This is a genomic window from Shewanella sp. KX20019 (assembly GCF_016757755.1).
Taxonomy (GTDB): Bacteria; Pseudomonadota; Gammaproteobacteria; order Enterobacterales; family Shewanellaceae; genus Shewanella.
This window is the reverse complement of the sequence record NZ_CP068437.1, coordinates 3,809,127-3,833,909: the sequence shown is the minus strand read 5'-3', so window position 1 is coordinate 3,833,909 and position 24,783 is coordinate 3,809,127. Positions and strand designations below refer to the sequence as shown.

The 24,783-nt window shown below is 44.2% G+C and carries 18 protein-coding genes; 9 read left to right on the top strand and 9 right to left on the bottom strand.

Annotated elements, in window-relative coordinates:
- Positions 1-32 precede the first annotated feature (32 nt).
- Positions 33-728, bottom strand: a complete 696-nt coding sequence (locus JK628_RS16560; RefSeq protein WP_202285988.1) for a 2OG-Fe(II) oxygenase — start codon at positions 726-728, stop codon at positions 33-35.
- A gap of 526 nt (positions 729-1,254) precedes the next feature.
- Between JK628_RS16560 and JK628_RS16555 the strand changes: the two genes are divergently transcribed.
- The 4 genes from JK628_RS16555 (at position 1,255) to JK628_RS16540 (ending at position 8,878) form a co-directional block, all read left to right on the top strand.
- Positions 1,255-2,481, top strand: a complete 1,227-nt coding sequence (locus tag JK628_RS16555) for an efflux RND transporter periplasmic adaptor subunit (RefSeq protein ID WP_202285986.1) — start codon at positions 1,255-1,257, stop codon at positions 2,479-2,481.
- Positions 2,481-5,615 (top strand): efflux RND transporter permease subunit, encoded by a 3,135-nt coding sequence (locus JK628_RS16550; protein WP_202285984.1) that lies wholly within the window; start codon positions 2,481-2,483, stop codon positions 5,613-5,615. Before JK628_RS16555 ends, JK628_RS16550 begins: the two co-directional genes overlap by 1 nt.
- Entirely contained in the window at positions 5,608-7,122 is a 1,515-nt protein-coding gene (locus JK628_RS16545; protein WP_237524039.1) for an efflux transporter outer membrane subunit, read from the top strand. The genes JK628_RS16550 and JK628_RS16545 overlap by 8 nt, the downstream gene beginning before the upstream one ends.
- A gap of 397 nt (positions 7,123-7,519) precedes the next feature.
- Positions 7,520-8,878 (top strand): NCS2 family permease, encoded by a 1,359-nt coding sequence (locus JK628_RS16540; protein WP_202285982.1) that lies wholly within the window; start codon positions 7,520-7,522, stop codon positions 8,876-8,878.
- 90 nt (positions 8,879-8,968) lie between these two features.
- Here JK628_RS16540 and JK628_RS16535 read toward each other — a convergent pair whose 3' ends face one another.
- The 4 genes from JK628_RS16535 to JK628_RS16520 form a co-directional block, all read right to left on the bottom strand.
- The gene (locus tag JK628_RS16535) at positions 8,969-10,708 is read right to left on the bottom strand and encodes a GNAT family N-acyltransferase (protein WP_202285980.1); all 1,740 of its coding nucleotides are present in this window, start codon (positions 10,706-10,708) and stop codon (positions 8,969-8,971) included.
- A gap of 23 nt (positions 10,709-10,731) precedes the next feature.
- Positions 10,732-11,661, bottom strand: a complete 930-nt coding sequence (locus JK628_RS16530) for a UDP-2,3-diacylglucosamine diphosphatase (protein ID WP_202285978.1) — start codon at positions 11,659-11,661, stop codon at positions 10,732-10,734.
- A 146-nt stretch (positions 11,662-11,807) separates the two neighbouring features.
- On the bottom strand, positions 11,808-13,163 hold the full coding sequence (locus tag JK628_RS16525; protein ID WP_202285976.1) for a YjiH family protein: 1,356 nt from the start codon (positions 13,161-13,163) through the stop codon (positions 11,808-11,810).
- Between the two features lie 354 nt (positions 13,164-13,517).
- Entirely contained in the window at positions 13,518-15,062 is a 1,545-nt protein-coding gene (locus JK628_RS16520; protein WP_202285974.1) for a methyl-accepting chemotaxis protein, read from the bottom strand.
- Between the two features lie 334 nt (positions 15,063-15,396).
- On the opposite strand from JK628_RS16520, the gene JK628_RS16515 reads away from it, so the two are divergent.
- Entirely contained in the window at positions 15,397-16,083 is a 687-nt protein-coding gene (locus JK628_RS16515; RefSeq protein WP_202285972.1) for a DUF998 domain-containing protein, read from the top strand.
- Here the strand turns inward: JK628_RS16515 and JK628_RS16510 are convergent, their stop codons facing one another.
- Together JK628_RS16510 and ubiU are read right to left on the bottom strand one after the other, a co-directional pair.
- A complete protein-coding gene (locus tag JK628_RS16510; RefSeq protein ID WP_202285970.1) occupies positions 16,084-16,947 on the bottom strand; it encodes a U32 family peptidase in 864 nt (287 codons plus the stop codon). It lies immediately after the preceding gene.
- A 28-nt stretch (positions 16,948-16,975) separates the two neighbouring features.
- Complete coding sequence (ubiU, locus tag JK628_RS16505; protein WP_202285968.1) at positions 16,976-17,977, bottom strand: ubiquinone anaerobic biosynthesis protein UbiU; 1,002 nt, start codon at positions 17,975-17,977, stop codon at positions 16,976-16,978.
- Positions 17,978-18,110: 133 nt separating this feature from the next.
- Between ubiU and ubiT the strand changes: the two genes are divergently transcribed.
- Positions 18,111-18,623: a ubiquinone anaerobic biosynthesis accessory factor UbiT gene (ubiT, locus tag JK628_RS16500; RefSeq protein WP_202285966.1), complete on the top strand. Its 513-nt coding sequence runs from the start codon at positions 18,111-18,113 to the stop codon at positions 18,621-18,623.
- Positions 18,624-18,714: 91 nt separating this feature from the next.
- Here ubiT and JK628_RS16495 read toward each other — a convergent pair whose 3' ends face one another.
- Positions 18,715-18,969, bottom strand: coding sequence for a YfhL family 4Fe-4S dicluster ferredoxin (locus tag JK628_RS16495; protein ID WP_202285964.1), 255 nt, complete (start codon positions 18,967-18,969; stop codon positions 18,715-18,717).
- Between the two features lie 828 nt (positions 18,970-19,797).
- Here JK628_RS16495 and JK628_RS16490 point away from each other — a divergent pair.
- Genes JK628_RS16490 through JK628_RS16480 form a run of 3 tightly spaced genes read left to right on the top strand, consistent with a single transcriptional unit; the run spans position 19,798 to position 23,204 of the window.
- Positions 19,798-21,180: a metal-dependent hydrolase family protein gene (locus tag JK628_RS16490; RefSeq protein WP_237524038.1), complete on the top strand. Its 1,383-nt coding sequence runs from the start codon at positions 19,798-19,800 to the stop codon at positions 21,178-21,180.
- Positions 21,181-21,239: 59 nt separating this feature from the next.
- Complete coding sequence (locus tag JK628_RS16485) at positions 21,240-21,923, top strand: DUF3299 domain-containing protein (RefSeq protein WP_202285962.1); 684 nt, start codon at positions 21,240-21,242, stop codon at positions 21,921-21,923.
- A 48-nt stretch (positions 21,924-21,971) separates the two neighbouring features.
- A complete protein-coding gene (locus tag JK628_RS16480) occupies positions 21,972-23,204 on the top strand; it encodes a carbohydrate porin (RefSeq protein ID WP_202285960.1) in 1,233 nt (410 codons plus the stop codon).
- A gap of 50 nt (positions 23,205-23,254) precedes the next feature.
- Here the strand turns inward: JK628_RS16480 and trhP are convergent, their stop codons facing one another.
- On the bottom strand, positions 23,255-24,631 hold the full coding sequence (gene trhP, locus JK628_RS16475; RefSeq protein ID WP_202285958.1) for a prephenate-dependent tRNA uridine(34) hydroxylase TrhP: 1,377 nt from the start codon (positions 24,629-24,631) through the stop codon (positions 23,255-23,257).
- Between the last annotated feature and the right edge of the window lie 152 nt (positions 24,632-24,783).

Below are 24,783 nucleotides of genomic sequence, written 5' to 3'. Positions count from 1 at the left end.
ACTCCTCTGCGCTAGGTGGAAATTTATTAAAATTACTCAGACCAATACCAACTGGTCACGTTATAGCGATATTTATCAGAATATTCAGCATTGAGCTTTTCCACCCAGTGTTCAGATCCTTCTGAAGCTGGGTCAAACAACACGCAGCGGTTATATAAAGGAGCTATGCTAATAGGCTGGCTATCCTTGCCTATAAAAGTGAGTTCACCGCCAGCATTTTCGTGCCACTCTTTATTTAAATACACCAGCATACAGATCTCTCTTCCGGGAGAGTCATCTGCGTGTAGTTCCACAAAATCAGCAGCATCTAAGCGAAAATAGTTGGTATTGATTAAAGGGTTAACCACATTCATATCAGTGATTTTCACCTTAAAAATACCGGACAACAACGACATAAACTCGTCTCCACGCAAGAATGACAAGAAATTCAGCGCTATATTGGAAGCGCTGTTGTTGGAATTAACCGCGCTACGTTGCCAAACATCTCGCTGTACAAAGCGTTGATCTGTGCTGGTATCTTCCCATTGAGCATTATCGACATATAAAGCAGCATAAGTATGTTTTTGAGTTTGCCAGTCATGCGGTTGCTGCAACACCTTCAATACGTCATCGAGTCTGGCTTGATTAAATAAGTTATCAATCACAATATGATTGGGGTAGGAGTTCAATAAAGACTCTCGATATGTACATATCCTAGCATCGCTTAGCTGTTCATCATTCAACCACATTAACACTACCTACTTGTATCTTTAGAGCACCAGCTAAAGATATTGATAATACAGGGCTGCATAATAACGCCACTCATTGGTTCTTTAAAATCATTAAAGGCAAATTAAAGCGTAAAATAATGGTTGTTTGAGCCATAGGTTTATAAGGTCTGTAGTGTGTTTCGTCCGTTATTGGTTTCATCAGCATCAATTCCTCAGGGGCCAGCGATATTTTCAACGCTGAAGGTTGCTGCCTACACATTTTAAATATTTTGAGTTAAATACTGAGTTAAGCAAAATATTTCGCAACACTCCTTATCGTTATACTCCTTAATCAGTCATTCACACCGAAATAGTGACTAAATATCATACTTTTTTATATAGTAGGTGATTTTAATGGGGTTAACTATTGCTGTTGTCTACACATAGAACCTACACTGGGGTTACATCTCTATTACAATAATAACTGGCGCAAATTCAATTACATCTAATTGATTTTCAGAGTGCCATTTTGAGATCCGTGAACAGCACATTTCGGGACGAATATATGCCAAATTATCTCAACTGCACAGCATTAAAATTAGCACTGCTTATTTCTTCTTTTGCACTAATTACTGGGTGCGAAAAAGAGCCAGTTAAAATCACGCCTAAATTAGTCGTTGTTGAGAAAGTGTCTACTGCAACAGTGCCGCTCTATGGCAATTATGTTGGTGTCACCAAAGCTTCATTGGATGTTGAGGTGAGAGCGAGGGTAGATGGATTTGTTGAAAACAAAAGTTTTATTGAAGGCAGTGCAGTTAAAGAAGGGGCGCTACTTTATCGCATCGATAATCGTCCCTATGTTGCAGTGGTTAATCGGTTAAGTGCCAACGTTGAATCTCAACAATCAGCACTTGAAAAAGCACAGCGTGATGTCGAACGTTTAAAGCCGTTGTATGAGCAAGATGCAGCAAGTCAGTTAGATTTTGATAATGCACTTTCAGTTCAGTCTCAGGCAAAATCCAGTGTCGCAGCAAGTAAAGCGGAGCTTGAAGAGGCAAAACTTGAGCTCAGTTATACCGAGATTCAATCTCCCATTAGTGGATTAGTGAGTCGCTCTGAAGTTGATATCGGTGCGTTAGTCGGTAGTAGTGGTCAGTCGTTATTAACACGGGTGAAACGGGTCGACCCGATATATGTAACCTTCAATATGTCAGCGCTAGATTACCTTAATGCGCGTCGCCGCATGACCAGCTATAAAGAACAGCAAGCCGCTGAATCAGAGGGTAAAGCTGTTGAAGGGTTTGTAACGATTACCTTACCAGATAACAGTGAGTATCGTTATTTGGGGGATGTCGGTTTTACTGATCCTTCAGTGAACCCTGAAACCGGTACTTTTCAAGTAAGAGCTGAACTACCCAACCCCGATAAAGAGTTACTGCCGGGGCAATATACCAATGTCAGAATTAAGCTCAGTGAAGTGAGTGATGCCATCGTTATTCCACAAAAAGCCACTCAGGTTGAGCAGGGGGGCGTCTATGTGATGGTTGTGCTGCCTAACAATAAGGTTGAACGCCGCTTTATTGTGATAAAGCATCAAGGTGAAATGGGTGTTGTCGTTCAAAGTGGTTTGAAAGCGGGGGAACTGGTGATTGTTGAAGGCATGCACCGTGTCCGTCATGGACAACTTGCTGAACCGTTAACCGCCGAACAGTATTATCAAAAAGAGGATGTTAAACAGAAAGAGCAAGCATTGAAGCAACAAGAGCTTGAGCAGGAACAGGAGGATAACTAATGGCACAGTATTTTGTTAACCGCCCCGTTTTTGCCAGTGTCATCTCCATTGTGATTATGTTGCTGGGCCTAATAGCGATGTTTCAATTACCCATTGACCAGTATCCTTACATTACGCCGCCGCAGGTAAAAATATCTGCATCCTACCCAGGTGCAACATCAACTACAGCTGCAGAGTCAGTGGCCACGCCGTTAGAGCAAGAGCTTAATGGCTTGCCAAATATGATCTATATGAGCTCAAAGAGCACTAACTCTGGTAGCTCTAATGTCACCATTACGTTTGATGTAGGTACCAACCCAGATCTTGCCGCTGTCGACGCGCAAAACTCGACTCAACAGGCAACGGGTAGCCTACCTATTGATGTGCAAACTGAAGGGGTGTCGGTTTCCAAAGAGGCCTCTGTTGAGCTACTCAAACTAGCCTTAACCTCTGAAGATGAACGATATGATGAAATCTATCTCAGTAACTATGCCACCATTAATATCCAGTCAGCGTTAAAACGGATCCCGGGTGTGGGCCGAGTCAGAAATACCGGCTCGCGCAGTTACTCTATGAGAGTGTGGTTAAATCCCGACACAATGGCGGGTTATGGGCTAACAACATCTGATGTTATTGACGCGATTAAAGCGCAAAATAAAGAGTCACCAGCGGGCAGTATTGGCTCGCAACCCAATGCTGACACCTTGAGTATGACGCTGCCTATTACCGCCGCGGGTAGAATGAGCAGTGTGCCGCAGTTTAACGAGATTATTGTCCGTGCAAGTGTCGATGGTTCGATTATACGCTTGCGTGACATTGCTGACATTGAACTCGGTTCATCGTCTTATACACTGCAGTCTCAACTCAATGGTAACAATGCCACCATCTTGCAGGTGTACTTATTACCCGGTGCTAATGCGCTAGAGGTAACCAAAAAAGTTAAAAGTGAGATGGCGAAACTGGCACAGAAATTCCCTCAAGGGATGAATTGGGAAGTATTTTTCGATGCCTCTGTATTTATCGAGAACTCCATTGATGAAGTGGTTAAAACTTTAGTTGAAGCGTTGATATTGGTCATCATCGTGGTGTTTTTATTCCTGCAAAATATTCGCGCCACACTCATTCCAGCCATTGCTGTACCGGTTTCTTTAATCGGTACCTTGGCTGCGATGCTGGCCTTTGGTTTTACCATCAATACCGTGAGTCTGTTAGCACTAGTGCTGGCAATTGGCATTGTTGTCGATGATGCCATTGTCGTGGTCGAGAACGTCGAACGTCTAATGCACGAAAAGGGGCTTAGCTCTTCAGAGGCAACCAAGGTTGCAATGAAAGAGCTCTCTGGGGCACTTATCGCCACCAGCCTAGTACTTGCCGCAGTGTTTGTTCCTGTGTCTTTCTTGTCTGGGATCACCGGTATTATGTATCGTGAATTTGCCGTAGCGATTACTGTAGCTGTGCTTATTTCCACTGTGGTAGCGCTGACACTTTCGCCAGCACTTTGTGCGTTATTGCTCAAGCCGGGCGATAAAGCGACCTCAGGCTTTTTCAAGTGGATGAATGATCGTTTAGACACTGCGACCACTAAGTATGTAGGCTTGGTGGTGTTGACAAATAAGCATGCTAAACGCAGTTATTTGTTGTTTGCATTGATGGTGGGTGGAGTGTATTTAATTATGAGTTCGCTGCCATCAAGCTTTATGCCTGATGAAGATCAGGGGCGATTCTTTATTGATGTGTCATTGCCTAACGGCGCAACAGTTAATCGTACTCAAGACGTTCTTAAGAAAGCTGAAACTTTAGTACTTGCGCATTCAGCGATAGCTTACTCGTTTACGCTGGCGGGTGAAAACAGACGCTCAGGTTCGAATCAAGCCAACGGTCAGTTTGAGATTATTCTCAAGCCTTGGTCTAAACGCGTTGACGATGATGCAACTGTGCAGCAGGTGATGAACGATATTAAGCAACAGCTTCATGATGTGCTCGAGGCTGAATTCAAAATTTATTTACCTTCAGCGGTACCCGGCCTTGGGAATGGCTCCGGTGTGGAAATGGAGCTACAAGATACCTCTGGCAGTAATTTTAAAGGATTAATGGAAACCGCTGATGAACTGGTTGAAGCGCTAAAGTTGCAACCTGAGATAGCGACAGCTGGATTGTCACTGCAAACCGCGATTCCGCAGTTGCACCTTAATGTTGATGAAGCCAAAGCTATGGCCATCGGGGTTAAAGTGTCAGATATTTACGGCACCATTAAAACATTTACTGACTCATCGACTGTTAACGACTTCAACCTATTTGGTCGAGTATACCGAGTGAAAGTACAAGCAGCGGAGGAGTATCGTCAGTTTCCAGATCAAATTGAGGACTACCATGTTCGCTCCTCATCGGGCGCTATGGTACCCGTTGGTGTATTAGCCAAATATGATTATTCGGTCGGGCCTGCAGCCGTCACCCACTACAACATGTTTACCAGTGCTTCGATTAATGCCTCTCCTGCAGCGGGTTACGCCTCTGGCGATGTTATCCGCGCTATTGAACGGGTGGCAACCCCAATGCTGCCTGACGAGTTTAGTTACGAGTGGACTGGGATAACTTATCAAGAGGTGCAGTCCGCCAACCAAACGGCTATTGCGGTTACCTTAGCGATGGTATTTGTGTTCTTGTTTCTCGCTGCGCTTTATGAAAGCTGGACGTTGCCGATAGCGGTATTACTCATCGCCCCTATAGCGATGCTAGGGGCTGCAATGGGTACCTTAGTGAGTGGTATGGAAAGTAATCTGTTTTTCCAGGTGGCTTTTATCGCACTCATCGGGATGGCGGCAAAAAATTCGATATTGATTGTCGAGTTTGCCAATCAATTACATAACGAGGGTAAGAGTCGACTAGATTCAGCCATTGAAGCGGCGAATATGCGCTTTAGACCGATTTTAATGACCTCGTTAGCCTTCATTTTAGGGGTGCTGCCACTAGTGCTTTCTGTCGGGCCTGGCGCTGTCAGTAGACAAAGTATCTCTATCCCTATTTTATGCGGCATGATTTTCGCGACAACCATCGGCATCGTTATGGTACCGCTTTTCTTTGTGACAACTGCAGGTTGGGTTCGTTCCAAAATCACTGCCAACACTGATACCGCGGAGGTATCTACTCATGCTTAAGCCTTTAACATTGAGCGCAGCAACAGGCATTATGCTGCTTTCTGGTTGTGCAATGGGACCGGATTACCACAGACCTGATCTTGAAATTCCGGAGCAATTTCAGCAAGAGTTACAGCAAACTGATGGACAGAACGTTGGCCTTAAACATTGGCGCGAGTTTTATCTCGATCCTGACTTACAGATCTTGATTGAACATGCACTTGATCAAAACCTCGACTTAGAGGGAGTGCGCTCAAGACTGTTAGCCGCAAGAGCGGGGGTAACGGTTACCGATGCTGCACTATTTCCTGTCGTAGGACTTGATGCAAATGGCGAGCGAGCATTAGACAGCGCGTTGACTAGTACCGATCCTGTTAAAGAAGATACATATTATATAGCTGGTACTGTTTCGTGGGAGCTGGATCTTTGGGGGGGGAATCGTCGCAGAAGTGAAGCTGAATTTGCCAACTTCATCTCATCTCAAGAGGCCCTTAATTTAGCGACTATCAGCTTAATCAGTGATGTTGCCAGCCGCTATTATGAGTGGCTCGATATTGAGCAACGTTATCAAATTTCGTTAAATACAGTCACGCTGCGTAAAAAGGAGCGAGATCTTGCCAGACTGCGTAAGCAAAATGGAGTGATATCAGGTTTGCAAGTTAGGCAGGCCGAAGTGGAATATCAAAGTGCTAGAGTCACACTGCCAGATCTTGATTATGAGCGCAGTGAAAAGGCTAATCAGTTACGGATATTACTGGGCGAATTTAAATACCCCCTTAACCCAAAAACGGCAGCGCAGCTAACAGCTGACAGTGCCTTGTTTCCGGACTCATTCGCTGTTGGTATTCCATCACAGATGTTGTCACAACGCCCAGACGTTAAATCTGCAGAGCAGGCGCTTATTGCAGCCAATGCCAATGTCGGTGTCGCTAAAACAGCCTTCTTTCCCAAGTTTACCATTAGCGGCAGCTATGGTTCTGAGTCTGAAAGCCTCAGTGACATATTTGATAGTGAAGGGCTAACCTGGTCGCTTTTAGGCGGCATTACGGCACCGATATTCAACGCTGGCAGTATCTCTGCGCAATATGATATTGCTCAGGAAAACGCAAAACAGGCGATGCTCAGTTATAGAAGCGCAGTGCTGAGGGCTTATTTTGAAGTTAATGATGCGATGAACAGTTTCAGACGTTCTGAACTTGCTATTGAAGCGCAGAAGGAGCTAGTCGTAGCATCAACGGAATATACGCGCTTAGCAACGCTAAGATACCGAAATGGAGTCTCTAGCTCGCTAGATCTTATGGATGCACAACGAAGTCTGTTTAGTGCTGAACTGACCTTAAGTCAGGTGAAGCGTGACCGATTATTATCGATGATCACACTTTACCGTGCGCTGGGTGGTGGCGTACTTTCCAGTGATGAGATGAAGGTTGAGCTTGAAAAAACGTCTGGCGAGCAACAAACTGATGAGCTCACTAATGAAACAACTGTCACGACAAATACAGAGAAAAACTCTATCGCGTTAGATTAAGAGTAAAAACTATCGCAATCGCTGGGAGTGATATCTAATAGCCAATGCCACCACCCTAGTGGGTTACTTCATTGTACATAATACAGAACAAGCTGTTTTATTTTGGAGTCGTTTTTTACATTTGTAGCATAAAAACGTTAGCTGTTTCCTATTTCCTTTTTGGTTAATGTTGTAAACTCCGCGCCAACAAAGGCTATGTTGGTAAGAGTAAATTTTACCAGATAATGTGTATAACAAATTTGTTTACAACAATACTCGCAGGTCACTAACGCGTTAAGCGCCAAGTGGATCTCTCACCCAAGTCTATCTAGTTTGGGGCTCTACCTGCCATAGCCGTGTCGCCAATGAATGACCATTGGTTAACTCATATTTAAGAGATCATAAAGGTATAATAACTATGAAGTCTGAACAGACTCTCTCTAACTCGACAGCTGCCTCTGATCCATTTCTGGATCGATATTTCAACATTACTGCCCGTGGCAGCACCCTAAAACGTGAAGTCATTGCTGGTTTTACCACGTTTTTAGCGATGGTCTATTCGGTGATCGTGGTGCCAAATATGCTGGGGGCTGCAGGTTTTGATCCTGCTGCGGTATTTATCGCTACCTGCTTAATTGCCGCTTTTGGTTCATTGCTGATGGGGTTATGGGCTAATCTGCCGATGGCCATAGGTTGTGCCATTTCACTGACGGCGTTTACTGCTTTTAGTATGGTGTTGGGGCAGGGGATATCGATCCCCGTAACCTTGGGCGCCATCTTCCTGATGGGTATCGTATTTACCCTTGTGAGTGTTACTGGTATACGTCAGTGGGTACTGACTAACTTGCCAAAAGGTATCGCTCACGGTACAGGCATTGGTATTGGGCTTTTTTTACTGTTAATTGCCACGAATAGCGTGCAGTTGATTGTAGCGAACGATGCTGGTTTGCCAGTAAAGCTGGGTGATATTAATAGCTTGCCTGTTATTGCGACGATTGTGGGTCTTGCGGCGACAATTGGGTTGGAGCGCCGTGGTATGCCCGGTGGCATATTACTGGTGATTATCGGACTATCAATTTTCGGATTGGTTTTTGACCCATCCGTGACCTATCAAGGGTTGTTCGCTCTGCCAGATCTCATGTCTGAAACATCGCTCATTGGCCAACTCGATATTATGGGCGCATTAAATCCAGTGGTATTACCTATTGTATTGGCCTTGGTGATGACGGCAATTTTTGATGCAACAGGCACAATACGTGCGGTTGCGGGGCAAGCGGAACTTCTTGATGACAAGGATAATATTGTTGGCGGCGGCAAAGCGCTGACATCTGATTCTGTTAGCAGTATTTTTGCTGGCGCAGTCGGCGGCGCACCTGCTGCTGTGTATATTGAATCGGCGGCAGGAACCGCAGCTGGTGGCAAAACAGGTCTTACAGCAACTATCGTTGGCCTACTGTTTTTACTGATGATGTTTTTGGCACCGCTGAGCTTTTTAGTGCCAGCTTATGCAACGGCTCCCGCACTGATGTATGTAGGACTATTGATGCTAAGCAATGTCACTAAGCTTGATTTTGACGATAAAGTTGACGCGATGGCAGGCCTAACTTGCGCGGTATTTATCATCTTAAGTTGCAATATTGTCACCGGTATTATGCTGGGTTTTGTTACCTTGGTGATTGGCCGTATATGCAGTGGTGAGTGGCGTAAGCTGCGTCTTGGTGTTATCGCTATAACTCTAGGTTTAGTTGCTTTTTATATGGGTGGCTGGGCGATTTAATAGGATTACAGACTGAACATTAAGGCCAGCCATCGAGCTGGCCTTAATGTTTGAATATAATCAACGTCAAACCTCACTTTCTATGCCGTACTAATTTAACGCTCCAATTTCAGGGCGATGACAATCAAAGTAGCGACTACGCTTTTTGTCTTTTAGTTTATGGGTATCAACCAGCACTAAACCATCAATACAATCGCCAAACTCGGCGTCTATGCCAAAATCAAGAAAGCTGACACCATCGTCATTACACAGTTCACCATATTGTTTATACAGAGCTGGGACTGCAGTCCCCATGCTTGCCATGGTCTGCTTAAGTAACTTAAACCCCTCTGCATATGCAAGATCACCATATTGGCTATTCAGAAACTGCAGTTTATCTTCATTAAAAAGATAGGGACTGAAAGACTGTGCAAGCGATTGGCCATTGGCAAACTGGGTTTTATAAAAATGTACTAGTCGCTCTTTAGCGGGCTCAGGTAACTGATCGCTTAACGACACAGGACCAAATAAGTAGCGGTACTGTGGGTTTTTAACTAGAAATGCCCCGATACCAACCCACAAGTATTCTAAACTGCGTTTACCCCAATACTTGGGCTGTACAAAGCTACGCCCAAGCTCCAAACCTTGTTCAAAATAGGGGGTAAAGGCGCTTTGGTATTCAAATAAAGATTGGCTATAAAGAGCATCATTTCCCTGCTGTTGGTGCACCTCTTTGGCTCCAGCAAAACGGTAGGAGCCTACGATCTCCAAATCAACGGGATCCCACAACACTAGGTGTTGATAGTAGGAGTCATATTTGTCGGTATCTCGGCGATTTCCCGTTCCTTCTCCTACTGCGCGAAAGGCTATCTCTCTTAGTCGACCTATTTCGCGCATAATGGGATTACTTGATTGGTGTTGATACAGATATATCTTCTTTTTGTCGCTAGTATCGCCAAGTAGCTCACACTGCAACAGTGCAGTTTGCAGTTCGCTGCGAGACTCTGGGTGAGCAATGGCGCTTTGGGTGCTAAACAATGGGCTACGATTTTTACTAATCCGGTAGAGGTGATTTTTTAGCAGTTTCACTTTCGTCTTCAGCGGGAAGTCTGTGCTATTAACCACCTCTTTAGGAATTAACTCACCTATACGCACAGGCATAGTTTTCTTGGCTTGTTTAAACATCTCTTTAACGAGCATCAGGCTTGCTAGCGGCTTGTAAAGCATCGACGCACCATAAAATGCTGCTGAGTTTTTAGCATCTGCGTGCATCGGTAGTAATGGCGCATTACAGGCCTTGGCTATCTTTAAAAAGCCAGAATGCCAGTGCAGATCAACTACGCCAGTAGGCCGCAGTCTTGACACTTCACCGCTAGGGAAAATCAATAGAGCTCCCTCATTTCGTAAATGCTTATGAATATTGTCTAGGTGCTGTTTTGGTGTTCCCCCCGTCATATTCCGAACGGGCAAAAGGATTGAATGCAAGGGTTCAAGTGCCATTAATAGTTCATTAGCAACCACTTTAATGTCGGGTCTCACTTTGCTGATGAGCTTTATTATGGCCAAGGCGTCTAATGAGCCGATAGGGTGGTTGGCATAGATAACCACCCGCCCTTCAATTGGGACATTTTCGATTTCGCTATTGGGCACACTGTAGTTGAAATTAAAACTATTGAGCACTTGCTCGACGAAGTCGATCCCTTTTAAAAATGAAAATTGACTGGCGATATCATTGCACTCTTTTTCCATAAGAAGGTAACGCAGCATGGCCCTGGTTGGCGCGGCTAACCAAGGGCTCTTATCAAGCATGGGAAGGTTTTGTTGTACAACATTATCGACATTGAAAATCATAATCAGTCCCTCGTAATATGTCGTTAAGCAACACGCTTTGTTACGGCTGAAGCACAATGCTGGCTAAATTGAACTGCACTGATAAGTCGAGCGCTAGCAGTGGCTTCTTGCCATTTGAGCAACTGGATATCTCCGCTGTTTGACTCCGCGATAAAGGTGCAGTTTTCTACCCAGTCGCCGTCATTGGCATACACAATATTATTAGTAACGGAGAGCTCTGGTTGATGGATATGACCGCAAACAACAACATCGACTTTTTTGCGTTTGGCATAGCGGATCACCGCACTGCGATAATGTTGAATTGCTTGCTGTGCTTTACCTACTCGGAGCTTTACGTAACTGGCGAGTGACCAGTACGGGTAACCTAAATGGCTGCGTACCTTATGCAATTGACGATTTAGAAACAATAAAAGGTCATAGAGGTGATCACCCAACTTAGCGTAGGCACGGCCAATACATACTTCTGAGTCAAATTGGTCGCCATGGAGTATCAGTACTTTACGACCTGTTTTTGTGGTGTGAATATGTTCTTTGCATATGCTGAGATCCCATAGATTAAATCCATCATAAGGCTTTAGTGCTTCGTCATGATTACCGGGAATGTAAATAATACGGGTGTCTTCCCGCGCCATCTTGAGTAGTTTTTGCAGGATGAGATTATGTGATTTGGGCCAAAGGAATTTACGTTTTAGTGCCCATATGTCAAAGATGTCACCGACAAGAAACAGGGTGTCAGTTTGCAGAGAGTTCAATAGTTGCAGTAAGTAGTCAGCTTTACAGTCCTTGCTGCCAAGGTGAACATCTGAAAGCCAAATAGCATTGTAGTGTTGCTGCGTTTCACTCTCCTTAGGTGTTTTTATTGACTTAAGAAGGTTATTTATGGGCGGTATTAGACCATCGCTGAGCGGGCTCTTGAGGTCTTTGGTCGCAATTGCTTGCTGTTGTTTTCTCATTGTCCTGCCAGTTGAAGCGGCGATATGACGATAGAGTAAAAGTGGCAGTTGACTGTGAGATGAACTATTTATGGCATGTTGATGACGAGGTAAAAAAAAGGAGCGCCGCAGCGCTCCTTTTGAACCTTAACCCGTCCTCATAAAAACTAGAAAATCAGGTGGGCGATACCTGCAATCACAGGCAAAGTCACTAGTGTTCTTAAGATAAAGACCACCGCAAGCTCAAGGAAATTGACTGGGATTTTACTGCCCATGAGTAGTGCGCCTACTTCACTCATATAGATAAGCTGAGTGACCGACAGCGCCGCAATAATAAAGCGGGTCATGTCAGACTCAATAGAGCTGGCAAGGATAGCCGGAATAAACATATCCGCAAAACCAACCACAATCGTCTTAGACGCTTCAACAGCTTCCGGCACTTGCAGTAGCTCTAGTAGCGGAATAAATGGCATCCCAAGATAGTTAAAGATTGGCGTGAATTCGGCAATCATTAAGGCGATGGTACCAATCCCCATGACCACTGGAATGACACCAAAAATCATATCAACAACGTTCTTAACGCCATCAGTCAGGGTATGTTTGATGCCGCCAGCACGAGAAGCTTTTGTTAGCGCTTGCTCTAAACCCCAAGACATTACGCCATGGCCTGCTGGGATAACTTCGTCATCCTTATGGCGAGGTGTTTCATCAATATAGAGGTCTTTTTTCCATGACAGTGGCGGTAGCTTAGGCACAATAATCGCGGCAACAAAACCTGCAAAACACACGGTGAGGTAAAAAGGTACAAACAGATGTTCTAGCTGTACTTGCGAGATAACCACAAGTGAAAAGGTAATCGATACGGCTGAAAATGTTGTACCGATAACAGCGGCTTCTCGTTGTGTATAGAAGCGGGCTTCATATTGCTTGCTGGTCATCAAGATCCCGACGCTACCGTCACCTAACCATGATGCCATGCAATCAATCGCACTACGTCCAGGCAAGTTAAAGATAGGACGCATGATCTTGGTCAGCATGGTGCCCAATAGCTCTAGCAGGCCAAAGTTGAGTAATAGTGGCAGTAACATCCCAGCAAATAAAAATACTGAAAACAGCACGGGTAAGAGGTCGTTAAGAACGAGTGCTCCTGTACCTCCAGAGCGAATGGCTTCAGGTCCAACGTCGAAGAAGGTTAAGCTGATAAAAATTGCGCCGAGTATGCGGATCACCAACCAAACAGGGGTGACATTAAACAGTGTGTTTAAAAAACTGTTTTCAATTATCGCTTTCGGTTTTGCTATTTTAGTTAGTAATGATGCCAAGGCAGTAAAGATAACGATACCAGTAACTATACCAATGAGAGCATCACCTAACAGATTCTGTAGACCTTTAGAGATGATCGCAATGGGGATCGTGATCGCGTCTTGGTAACTGATAGGGGTCATGAATAACAGTAGGCCGATCAGTGATGGCACAATAAACGTAAGTATTGTTTTAATGTTGTGGGTTTTCTTTTCTGACACTTTTTTTACCCTAAATATCGAATTTTGCTTTACAGCCTAAACGCAGACTTTTTACTTAAGCAAATAATGTATTGAATATTCATTCAACTGCTAGCAGGCGAGGTTACCGCCTTAAAACATCTAAGTAAAACGATTCTCCCAATATATAGAATATATCAGGACCAACGAATAGTTATTAACTCAAAATGACTAATTATATTGTATCGGAATAAACAGCAAAAGCACAAAGTTATTTTTTGTTTAAACTTATTTAAAACAATGTGTTAACCGTGTTCTTTTGTTGTTGGTTTTTGGTGTGGTTTGTGTTGTCACTACAGCTTGGCTGTAATGACAACATCTATAGGAGAGTACAAACTAACTAAATGTTTTTCTCAAAGATTTTGCCTTTTCAGCATTGAGTTTTAACTCTTTAACCGATGTTTCAACCACATCAATAGCATTCAAGTTTTCATTTGATGCTTGGCTAATGTGGCTAATATTTTGGTTTATTTCGCCCACAACTAGAGTTTGCTGTTCTGCAGCGACGGCATTTTGTTGCGCTAAGTCATGAATATTTCTTACCGCTTGGTAGATGTCGTCTATTTTTTGCGCTGAAACTTCAGCGTCATCCGTGCATAGTAATGCTTGTGATTTGCTCATTTCCAGCTGCTTCGACCATTGAGTCAGCATTGAAAACATCTCATTGACACTCTTAGAGATGCTTTCTGTGGACTGATGCGTGCGGCTCGATAATGCGCGAACTTCATCGGCAACCACCGCAAAACCTCGCCCCTGTTCTCCCGCTCTTGCGGCTTCGATAGCGGCATTGAGCGCCAATAAATTGGTCTGATCGGCAATAGCATCAATCTCCGTCATTGCGCTGGCAACACGCTCTGCTTCTTTGTTTAGTCGTTGTGCATTGGCTGCAGCTTCTGTCACCGAATCTGTTAGCTCACCAATGCTGGTGGCACTTTTTTGCATCTTGTCACGACTTTCATGGCAAAGCTGGTAGGTGTCTTGGATGCTGTCAGAGGTTGATTGGATGTTTGAGGCCACTTCGGTAATGGTAGCGGCCATCTCTTCGGTAGCGCTAGCTATTTGCTCTATTTGTTGGTTCTCAATATCGAGTCCTATATGAGCTTGCTGTGCGGCGGTAATTAATTGCGTGGATATATCATCAATATGCTCGGCGTTGTCTTGAGATCGTCCCAGCACCCCTTGCAGTTTGGCGTCTTTCATCATTAACTGAAAATCAAGCAGTGAAGAGGTGTCACGACCACAATAGATAAAGCGGCTAATGGAATCATGCTGTTGTTTCATTTGCATTAATCTAGCGGGAATACGAAAGGCTTCGTCGTAGAATATGGCAAGGTTAACCGCCATTAATAGGACGCCAGCTAAGATCACGCCCCAACCCCATATATAACCAGCAGCGGCTAAACCCAGCCCAGCACAAAGTGCAGATAGCAATCGCTTATTGGTTAAGCTGATGGGATCGCTAACGCGCTTACCTAAATTAATTCGCTGATAGACCTGCTGTGCTTTATTGATGTACTTGGTTTTTGGTGCAACCCGAACAGATTGGTAACCAACTAATTTACCCTGCTCAAATAGCGGTGATACAAAAGCATCAACCCAGTAAAAATCACCGTTTTTACAGCGATTTTTAACCATGCCACGCCATGATTGTCCGGCTGCTAGCTTTTCCCACATCTCTTTAAAGGCGGCTTTGGGCATGTCAGGGTGACGTACAATATTATGGTTGTGGCCAAGCAGTTCTTGCTCTGAATAGCCAGAGATCTCAACAAATCGTTGATTGACGTAGGTGACAACGCCTTGTTTATCGGTGCTTGAGATCAATTGATCTGCAGAGGTTAGTTTTACTTCCTGCTTGACTAAGCTTGCATTGTTTCTTGTCATTATTCATCCATGTTACAGCAAATAGCAGGACGAAATATAACATTAATACACTTACTTTAATTCAGGTTATCTAATTTTTTTAATGAAATATTAGCAAAAGGTACAGGTCACTTTTTTACTGTAACATTTTGGGTTTATTCTCTTTTTAATCAATGTTAATGGGATTGTTTCAGAATTTTAACTTGAAAGTTTCTGTTGTAGCCTATAGAAATAACATAAGGGTTACATTTTTCTTGTGGCAGTGGTTGTTAGAAATCTGAGCTAGACCTCTTTAACTAAACTGATTTCGATATACATTAGATGATGCCATTAGAAAATATAATAATAGGAATATATGGTAGCTCGAACAAACAATAAGGTTTCTACACTCGCATTTAGATTCGGTATGCTCGGGATCTTCGGCTTATTGCTGGGTCTGATATTGTCGGTACTGACATTTGAGCAGTATGATGGCAAAGGCTTTAATTTTTTGAATCACACCTTGAGTGAGCTAGGTAACTATGGCCACTCTTATTTTGCGGTGATTATCAATGGCGGTCTGTTTTTCGGCAGCTTGAGTGCGGTACTTTTTTGTCTTTTTTCGTTGCAAATCGCTGACTCACCTTGGTCTTACCCATTTTTTTCATGCTTAGGGCTGACGTTCTTTAGCTTAGCGGCCATCGGCTTGTTCCCTATCAATGTTTACCATTTACATACCGTGGCGATTAAGTACTTCTTTGTCTTCGGCAGTGTTAGCTCGATTTTTTACGGGCTGTATTTACTCGTTGGTCGAGGGCGCTTATTCTCGCGTGCTACCAGTATTTTAGCCATTGTGACCTTTGTGAGCATGTCAGCTTTCTTATTACCCCCTCTGCTAGGTTTTGAGCTAACAGAGGGCGGTAGAGCTTTCTATCATGAAATGTTGGTGGAAATGCACCGCCCAACTATCTGGTGGCCAGCCATTTTTGAATGGGTTGGTATCGCCAGTTTCGTCAGCTGGAGTACCAGCGTGATGCTAAGCTTACGACCTAAAGCCAGCTAGTTATAACTGCACTAGACCAGCGGTTTGGTGCCAATATCCATTACAGGTTAGTGGCTCACTTTCTGGTTTGCTGGTTAAGATATTCTCGGCCAGCTCAACACTTTTTAAGCTACTGGGTGAAACTCTAAAGTAATTCACTCCCATCTGCTTCATCTGTGCTATTTCGCTGGATAGATCTATCTGACTCGCTGATTGCGTTTGAATACCGTTGATTCTCAATAACGGCTGTTGATCTTGCGTCTGCGCCAGTAATCCTTTGGAATGTGACAAGCAAACGGTTTGGCAGTTATCTTTGGGTAAGTTCTGCTGCTTGGCGGTAAAGCATCGAGCTGAATGAGCGAGTGGCAAATAACCATGGCCTAACACCTCAATCTCAAACGGCAACGGCGCACCCGTTGCCGTCTTTTCGGCTTCAATAACACTTGTTAACCAAGATTTTGACAATTCAATAGGCATCACAAAGCGTTGCATACCCCACTGGTGGAGTTTTTTCAGCGTTGCTAAGTTGTAGTTATTGATGGTTGGCCCACAAACAAATGGCAGCCCAATCTCCTTGGCGGCTTGCACGGCGCCAATATCATTTGCTTCAATAATAAATTCGCCATTATTAACCTGCTTCTTAAGCTCGGTATATTCAGATGGCGCCTCTAATAGCGCTAAGGTCGATAATATAACTTCTTTGCCCGACTCTCGTAGCATATGCGCTAGCGCTAGATAATCAGCAAACTTGACCTGTCGCCTTCTACTGCAAACCGTTTCGCCAAGATAGACCACGGGAATACTACTTTCAGCCACTTGCTGATAAAACTGAGTTACTTTTTCTTTTGACCAGCAATACTGTAATGGCCCTAGAGATGTTTTCATTGCCTTTCCTTGTTGATAAGCAAATGGCCTATTGCCAGGTTCGTTCGTATGCGCCGAGTGTGGTGGTTTGGCCTTCTGACACTTTTGCCAAGGCTGCATTCCACTCCTGCTGTGTTTGGTACTTCTCTGGCGAGGAGAGATAGCTATCGATTGCGGTGCGCCATACGCGCGTCACTTGTTCGACATAAGCTGGACTGCGCTGACGTCCCTCAATTTTTAGTGATACGACATTCGCTTTGGCAAGCTCAGGCAATAAGCTTAAAGTGTTTAAACTGGTCGGCGCCTCAAGTATATGGCTGGCGTTGCTATTCTCATCGGTGGTGTAGCGGCCTTTACATACTACGGGGTAGCCCATCTGTTCATCGACACCAGACTTATCAATAAGCACATCGTTTAGCCAAGTGAGGCGACTGCCGCCATCCTCTTGCCAACGTACATGTTTCGCCGGTGAGCATGAGCCACCAGTGTTAGGTGACTGCCCTGTCACGTAAGACGATAGATGGCAGCGACCTTCGGCCATAATGCATAAACTGCCGAAAGCAAAAACCTCCAGATCAACCGGAGTGACTTTAGACAGATCTCGGACCTGCTTCATCGACAATACGCGTGGTAATACTGCGCGTTCGATATTAAAGGCTTCTTTATAAAGGGTAAGCGCGCCAAGGTTGGTAGCACTGGCTTGCACTGATAGGTGCAGCGGCAGATGTGGGTAACGGCTGTGGGCATAATCTAATAGGGAAATATCGGCCATGATTAGTGCGTCAACGCCAGTGGCTGCAGCTAAATCAATGGCTTGGTACCAACGGCTCTCTTCACCAGGTTTTGGGAACGTATTGATGGTTAAGAACACTTTTTTGCCACATCTCTTGGTATACTCAACGGCCTGTTGCAGTTTTTTAGGCGTAAAGTTCAGTCCTGCAAATGAACGGGCATTGGTATCATCTTTTAATCCTAGGTAAACCGCATCGGCGCCTGCATTGAGGGCGATTTTTAATGATGCGAGGTTACCCGCGGGGCACAGCAGTTCCATATGTTCGGCTCCATTAATAGGGAAAAAGGAGTTTAAAGTGGAATGAAGATCATATTTTTGATGTAAAACAGGTTTTAGATCATAAAATCTAGGTAAGATCAGTTTCTTTGTATCAATGCTGGAGCATTTCTAAATGCAAGGTTTACTTCCTAATAATTTGGCCGAAAAGATTCTGCGTATTGCCCCTAAGGCTCTGTCGCAGCCTTTAGCGCTTATTCCATTTTCGCTTAAAGCTGACTTGTTAAAACGTATTTTGGGCTTGATGCTTGCGGAGCAGGCGAGGGATGAGGAGCTAGACTTTCTGCTGGAACGCTGGGTTGCAATCAATATTGAAGACTTAGGCTTAACGTTTGAGGTGAGCTACAACGGTCATTGGCAGGTACGTCCTTTGCAAAGTGCTGAAGTGACTTTTAAGAGTAACTCTAAAGCACTGTTGCTAATCGTAGCAGCGAAAGAAGATCCTGATACATTGTTCTTCCAACGCAAACTTAGTATTGAAGGTGATACAGAACTTGGGCTTGAGGTGAAAAACCTATTGCTTAGTGTTGAGTTTGATGCAATGCCTACGGCGATTAGCACTGCAGTTACCAAGCTTGCGGAAGCGCTGCAAGCTTTGCAGAGAAAAGCAGAGCCACAATTGGTTTAGCGGTAATGCTAATACTAAGAGACATAAAAAAGGTGCTGTTAAGCACCTTTTTTTGAATCAAATACTGACGCTGTTATTACCTCGCCTGTGATCAAACCGCTTTACCTGTAATGATCTGGTATTTCACTAACAGCTCATCATCTGACTCTTTGTTGTCCGGGTCAACGGCAATGCAATCAATAGGACAGACCGAAATACAGGTGGGTTTATCATAGTGACCTTTGCATTCAGTGCAAAGCAGCGGCTCAATCTCATAGATCTCTTCGCCCATGGTGATCGCCTCGTTGGGACATTCTGGTTCACACATGTCGCAGTTAATGCAGCTATCGTCGATTAATAATGCCATTGATTGGTAGTGCCTATTTTATACGTGTCAAATTGTTGTTAGCGCCGTATTAGTGCCGCGCAGCCGTTAATTATACCATATCGCTCTCGCTGTACTATGGCTTCTAACTATGCGACGCGATTAAAACATTTTTGTGCCCAACTGGCCACACAAGCGGCCAGTGGTTTGTAGCTGAAAAAGTGAATATGAGACCGACGATAGTCGCGCTATATGCTGTGGGATTTATGAGCGAACTATAAAAGCTTTAATCGAGGATTCATTGTCCTATGCTCCAATGCGTTTTCCAGTACAGTTTCGCCATACTCAATACGTTTTTGATTCAAAATTATATGCATTATTGATTCCTTAGATTTGCACTAAACCATATGTGTCTAGGGGGAAACAGTAATAAGAGATCGCTGCTAGAAACTCTAAGGGGGAATGTTAGGACTGTTTAGCGTCGATTATCGAGTGAAAATGCTGTTTACTGTGAGCAGGTCAAAATGAAGGTATTAGAACAGACTCTTGAACTGTTAAAAGGTCCTTCATTGTAATTGCATTCTCCCAAACGGCCCATTTCCCTCGAGACTTTAAGCGTCAGGTGAAGATGACGCCACCTCAATACCGTCTCACTTCAGATTGACTTTCACTTAGTTTCGCACATTACCACTGTCATCAAATGGCAACTTCTTAGCCTTGCAGCATGGCATTATTCGGACTAACTTATTAAGTGTAGACTTAATGACAACCCTTTATAGATGGGGTGTTTTTTGTCGGCTTTGTAACGCTTATTTAGTATGGAATGTTACGCGAGGTGAGCTCCACTGCGCACGGACTATTAAGGTGTCAATGATGAAATATGGGTCTCTAAAACTGTCAGCAATTGCTTTGTCCAGTGCAATAGCTTTTTCTGCCACAGCTGCTTCAACACTGTTTACCAATGTAAATGTGTTTGACGGTAAGCAGGATAAACTTCTTGAGAAATACCAAGTATTAGTGGTGGATAACAAAATCGCTCAAATTTCAGCTGATACTATTTCGGCGCAAAGTGCGACTGTGATTGATGGTAAGGGGATGACGTTAATGCCTGGGTTAATCGAAGGGCATGGTCACTTGCAGATGAATGGTAACTCCCTGCCTGACATTGAGAATAACCGCAATTGGGAGGAGTTAGCTGCGCGCTCTGCTGCGCGCGCACGATCGGCTTTGATGTCGGGTTTTACCACATGGCGTGATGCTGGTGGTATGGGCGCTGGGCTGAAAAAAACTATCGACAGTGGCGAGTTAATTGGCCCACGAATTTACCCATCCGGGGCATTTATCGGTCCAACAGGTTCACATGCTGATTTTCGTAATTTTACCACTCCTAGCGAAACTTTTTACGGCCATAACTCTTCGGGCGGTCGATTAGGTATGAGCTGCACCGCTGACAGTATTGGTGACATTAAAGCCTGTGCTCGACAGAATTACATGCAGGGAGCTACACAAATCAAGTTAATGTCTAGTGGTGGTGTTGCATCTTCATTTGACCCTTGGCAGCTTAATGCTTATTCGCTAGAGGAACTCAAAGCTGCTGTAGAGGTTGCTGATGCTTATGGCTCTTATGCCATGTCTCATGCTTACAGTAAAGTTTCGCTGTTACGTAACTTAGAAGCGGGTGTGAAAACACTAGAGCATGCGTTTATGTTTGATAAGGATGTCTATAAAGCGATGAAGAAGAACGATGCTTACATGACGACAAATATGACTGCATTTTCACCTTATTTGGGGCAAATCGAGGCGATTAACTCAAACCCTGCTTCAGCGAGGAAAGCTAAAACTGCCCAAGCAGCGTTTGGTCATTATATTGATAATGTCAATAAGTATCAGCCTAAACTCGGTTTCCATGTGGATTGTGTCGGGGGGGTAGCGGCTTGTGAGCAACAGTCTGATCACTCGATTTATTTGAGTGGAAAGTTCTTCGGCAACCACTACACCTTATTATCGATGACATCGGTTAATGGTGAAATAGTTAAGCTTTCGGGAGAGGTTCTCGATCCCTATTACGAGGGTAAGCTAGGAGTCGTTGAAGAGGGAGCATATGCAGATCTTCTGTTAGTCGATGGTAATCCACTACAAGATCTTACTGTGATAGGTGCCAATGAGAAATGGTTTGACGCACCAAAGCGCGATGGTATTGACACGATGAAAGTCATTATGAAGGACGGTATGATTTACAAAAATACTCTGTAATAAGCTTTATCTTTGTATCAAAGGCAAGTACTAGTACTTGCCTTTTTTAAGAGAGAAATATGAATAAATTTATGTTGTTAACTTTGATACTGCCTTTTCCCCTATCGGCCGAAACTGAAACCTTAGATTGGCAGGTATTAGCACCAGCGATAAATGAGCAGCAGGTAGCATTACCACCAGTAACTGAAAGTCAAAAGCACCTACTGGCAACGGTTATCCAATACCAAAGTCGTCGCAGTAATACAGCCTCGACAACAGCGCAGGCAGCGCGTGAGTCCCTAACTGAGCAAGGGGTGGATGTTGATGCAGCCATTGATGCTAGAGCACGCTATATGTCGCAAGCTCAGCGTAAAGCTGAGAACTTAAATACCGACCTTGATGGTAGAAGTGTCAGTATGTCAGGCTTTGTGGTACCGACGAAATTTAACGGCGTTAAAGCCACAGAGTTTCTGCTACTGCCATATGCTGGAGCTTGTATTCATATGCCTCCGCCAGCGGCTAATCAGATCATAAAGCTCAGTTATCCAGCCGGTTTTGAAGTTGAGAGTGTGCAGTTTCCTGTGACGGTTAGAGGGGTGATTAAAGCCGATAAAAAAACGGAGTTAGTGCAACTTGTTGATGGCAAGATGAACATCACAATGGGCTACGCCATGGAAGCGACAGTGATTGAAAAATACTACAGGGATGCAACCTCTGCGACGATGCCTGCTCATGTTCACATGAATGAAGACCACAACCATTAATTGATTAAATTCAATGGAATTGAAGACGTTAAGATAAGGGTGAACAGTATGAATATGATGCGATTGGCTTGCCTCGTGCTAGGTCTTAGTGGACTCATTCTTAGCTCTAAAAGTATTGCAACAACCAGCTTTGGTAGCCCAAATACCGTTGATAACACAATAAAAGATAACAGCCGTAAAAAAGAGTCTTGGCGTGAAAACTTAGCCAGTGATCATAACCTTACTTTTGGTGTCGACTATCAGGTGCTTGGTCTCTCGGCAAGTTCACCTACTGAGGGCGGAGATGATAACTCTATAGCTGGCGTGGTACGTTTCTACGGTGCGTGGGATCTGGTCGGTCTAGAAAGTGGTAATGTTGGCGGATTGGTATGGAAAGTGGAACATCGCCATGGTTATACGGATACTGCGCCCAAAGCTTATTCATTTATTGAGCCTGGGCTCGGTTATATCGGCATGATCGGCCCTGCATACAGCAATCAGGGTGGGCGATTAACAAACCTTTATTGGAAGCAGCAATTTAATAAAGGCAAGACCGCGTTAATGGCTGGTTACTTAGATACATCCGACTATGTTGATACCTATGCTTTAGCTAGCCCATGGACCGGGTTTACCAATTTAGCCTTTAGCACTGGCGCTGGAGCGATTGGTTTGCCTGATGATGGTGTTTTGGGGCTTGCTGTTGGTCATATGCTTGATGACAATTTTTATATTATTGTGGGGGCCGCAGATGCTAAAGGGCGCTCAGATAAGCCAAGTGATGGCTTTGATACTCTATTTAATGACCACAAACTATTTACCACATTTGAGCTTGGCTGGACCGCGTCACAAGAGCATATTTATACCGACAATGTGCATATTACCCTATGGCACATGGATGGTGGTACGCAGCATAATTTGACCCAAAGTGAAAGTGGTCAAGGGGTTAACTTTTCTGCCAGTTTCTTTATATCACCGAAAATTATGCCTTTTATCCGCGGTGGTATATCTGAAGGCGATGTGGCCTTGTATGACAAATCACTCACTTTAGGGCTAGGTTACTTTGGTTTAGGCCATGAAAATAATAACTTGGGTTTTGCGATTAATTTTAGTGAGGTGAATGAAAACTTGGGCAAGGCCTACGGAGTTACTGACGATAGGCAATTTACCTCTGAGCTTTATTACAATATGAGTTTTGGTGAGTTCTTTCAACTGACGCCAAATATTCAATATATTGATAATCCAGCCATTTCTACCGAGAAAGACACTTGGGTGCTAGGTGTTAGAGCAAGGGTCGTTTTTTAGTGGTGAAAAATGAATAAGGCCTCATTAAGAGGCCTTATTCTGACGCTAGATTAAGCTGGAGTGTCGCTAGCTTTATGCGGATTACGGGTATCTTGCCCTTGTGGCAGGTTACGTAGCAATACGGCTTTATCTAATGCTACGCCCGCGGGAACATCTAAAAAGACAAAATGCCCTGAACCTAGACCGGCTTCAACGCTCTCGCCTTTACGATTAATGAGTGAGTCGATGTTAAGGGTTAAGTTGCCCTGTGGCGTCATTATTTCAACGCTGTCACCAACACTAAATTTGTTCTTCACATCAATCTCGGCTTGTCCTGCATCATTACGTACGCCGGTAAATTCACCAACAAACTGCTGAGTATCGCTAATTGAATAGCCATAATCATAGTTTTGGTACTCATCATGTACGTGACGACGTAAAAACCCTTCGGTGTAACCTCGGTGTGCTAACCCTTCCAAATTGTGCATCAGGGTTCTATCGAAGTCTTTACCTGAGGCGGCGTCTTCAATCGCTTGGCGGTACAGTTGAGCGGTGCGGGCAACATAATAGAAAGACTTAGTTCGGCCTTCAATTTTTAGTGAATCAACACCCATTTTAGTTAATCGGTCTACATGCTGAATGGCACGAAGATCTTTCGAGTTCATGATATAGGTACCATGTTCATCTTCGAACGCTGGCATATATTCACCAGGTCTACCGGCTTCTTGCAATAATACCACTTGGTCAGAAGGTGCGCCCGCTCCTAGGGTTGGCGTTTCAATTTGCACATCAGGGTTGACTGCAACGATATCGCCAGTCTCTGTTTGCTTAGCTTCATGAACGTCGTATTTCCAACGGCAAGAGTTAGTGCAAGTTCCCTGGTTAGGGTCGCGCTTGTTGATATAACCGGAGAGCAAGCAGCGGCCTGAATACGCCATGCATAAGGCGCCATGAACAAACACTTCTAATTCGATATCTGGGCAGCGTTGACGGATCTCTTCAATTTCATCTAGTGAAAGCTCACGAGAAAGAATGACGCGTTTAATTCCTTGGGACTCCCAGAATTTAACCGATGCCCAGTTAATGGCATTGGCTTGTACTGATAAATGCACCACTTGATCGGGAAATGCCTCACGCACCATCATGATAAGCCCAGGATCTGACATAATCAGTGCATCAGGCTGCATCGCCACAACTGGCTCCATATCTCTGATATAGGTTTTTAGCTTGGCGTTATGTGGTGCAATGTTACTGACCACGTATAGCTTTTTATTTAGGCTATGCGCTTCCTTAATCCCCGCCGCAAGATTTTCCATTTTAAAGTCATTATTACGTACACGAAGACTGTATCTTGGCTGGCCGGCATAAACAGCATCAGCGCCATAGGCAAAGGCGTAACGCATATTCTTCAGGGTTCCGGCTGGGGACAGTAGTTCAGGTTTAAACATAATAACTTCTCTGTTAACGGGTAAGGATTGGGCAAACTGCCGCGCATTCTACTTAATTCAAGGGGGCTAATGCAAGGCGCAGCACCACATATGATAAGGGTTATGGAGACGACCTGAGTCGTTTATCTTGAGAACTTGTGACCGTGTTATCA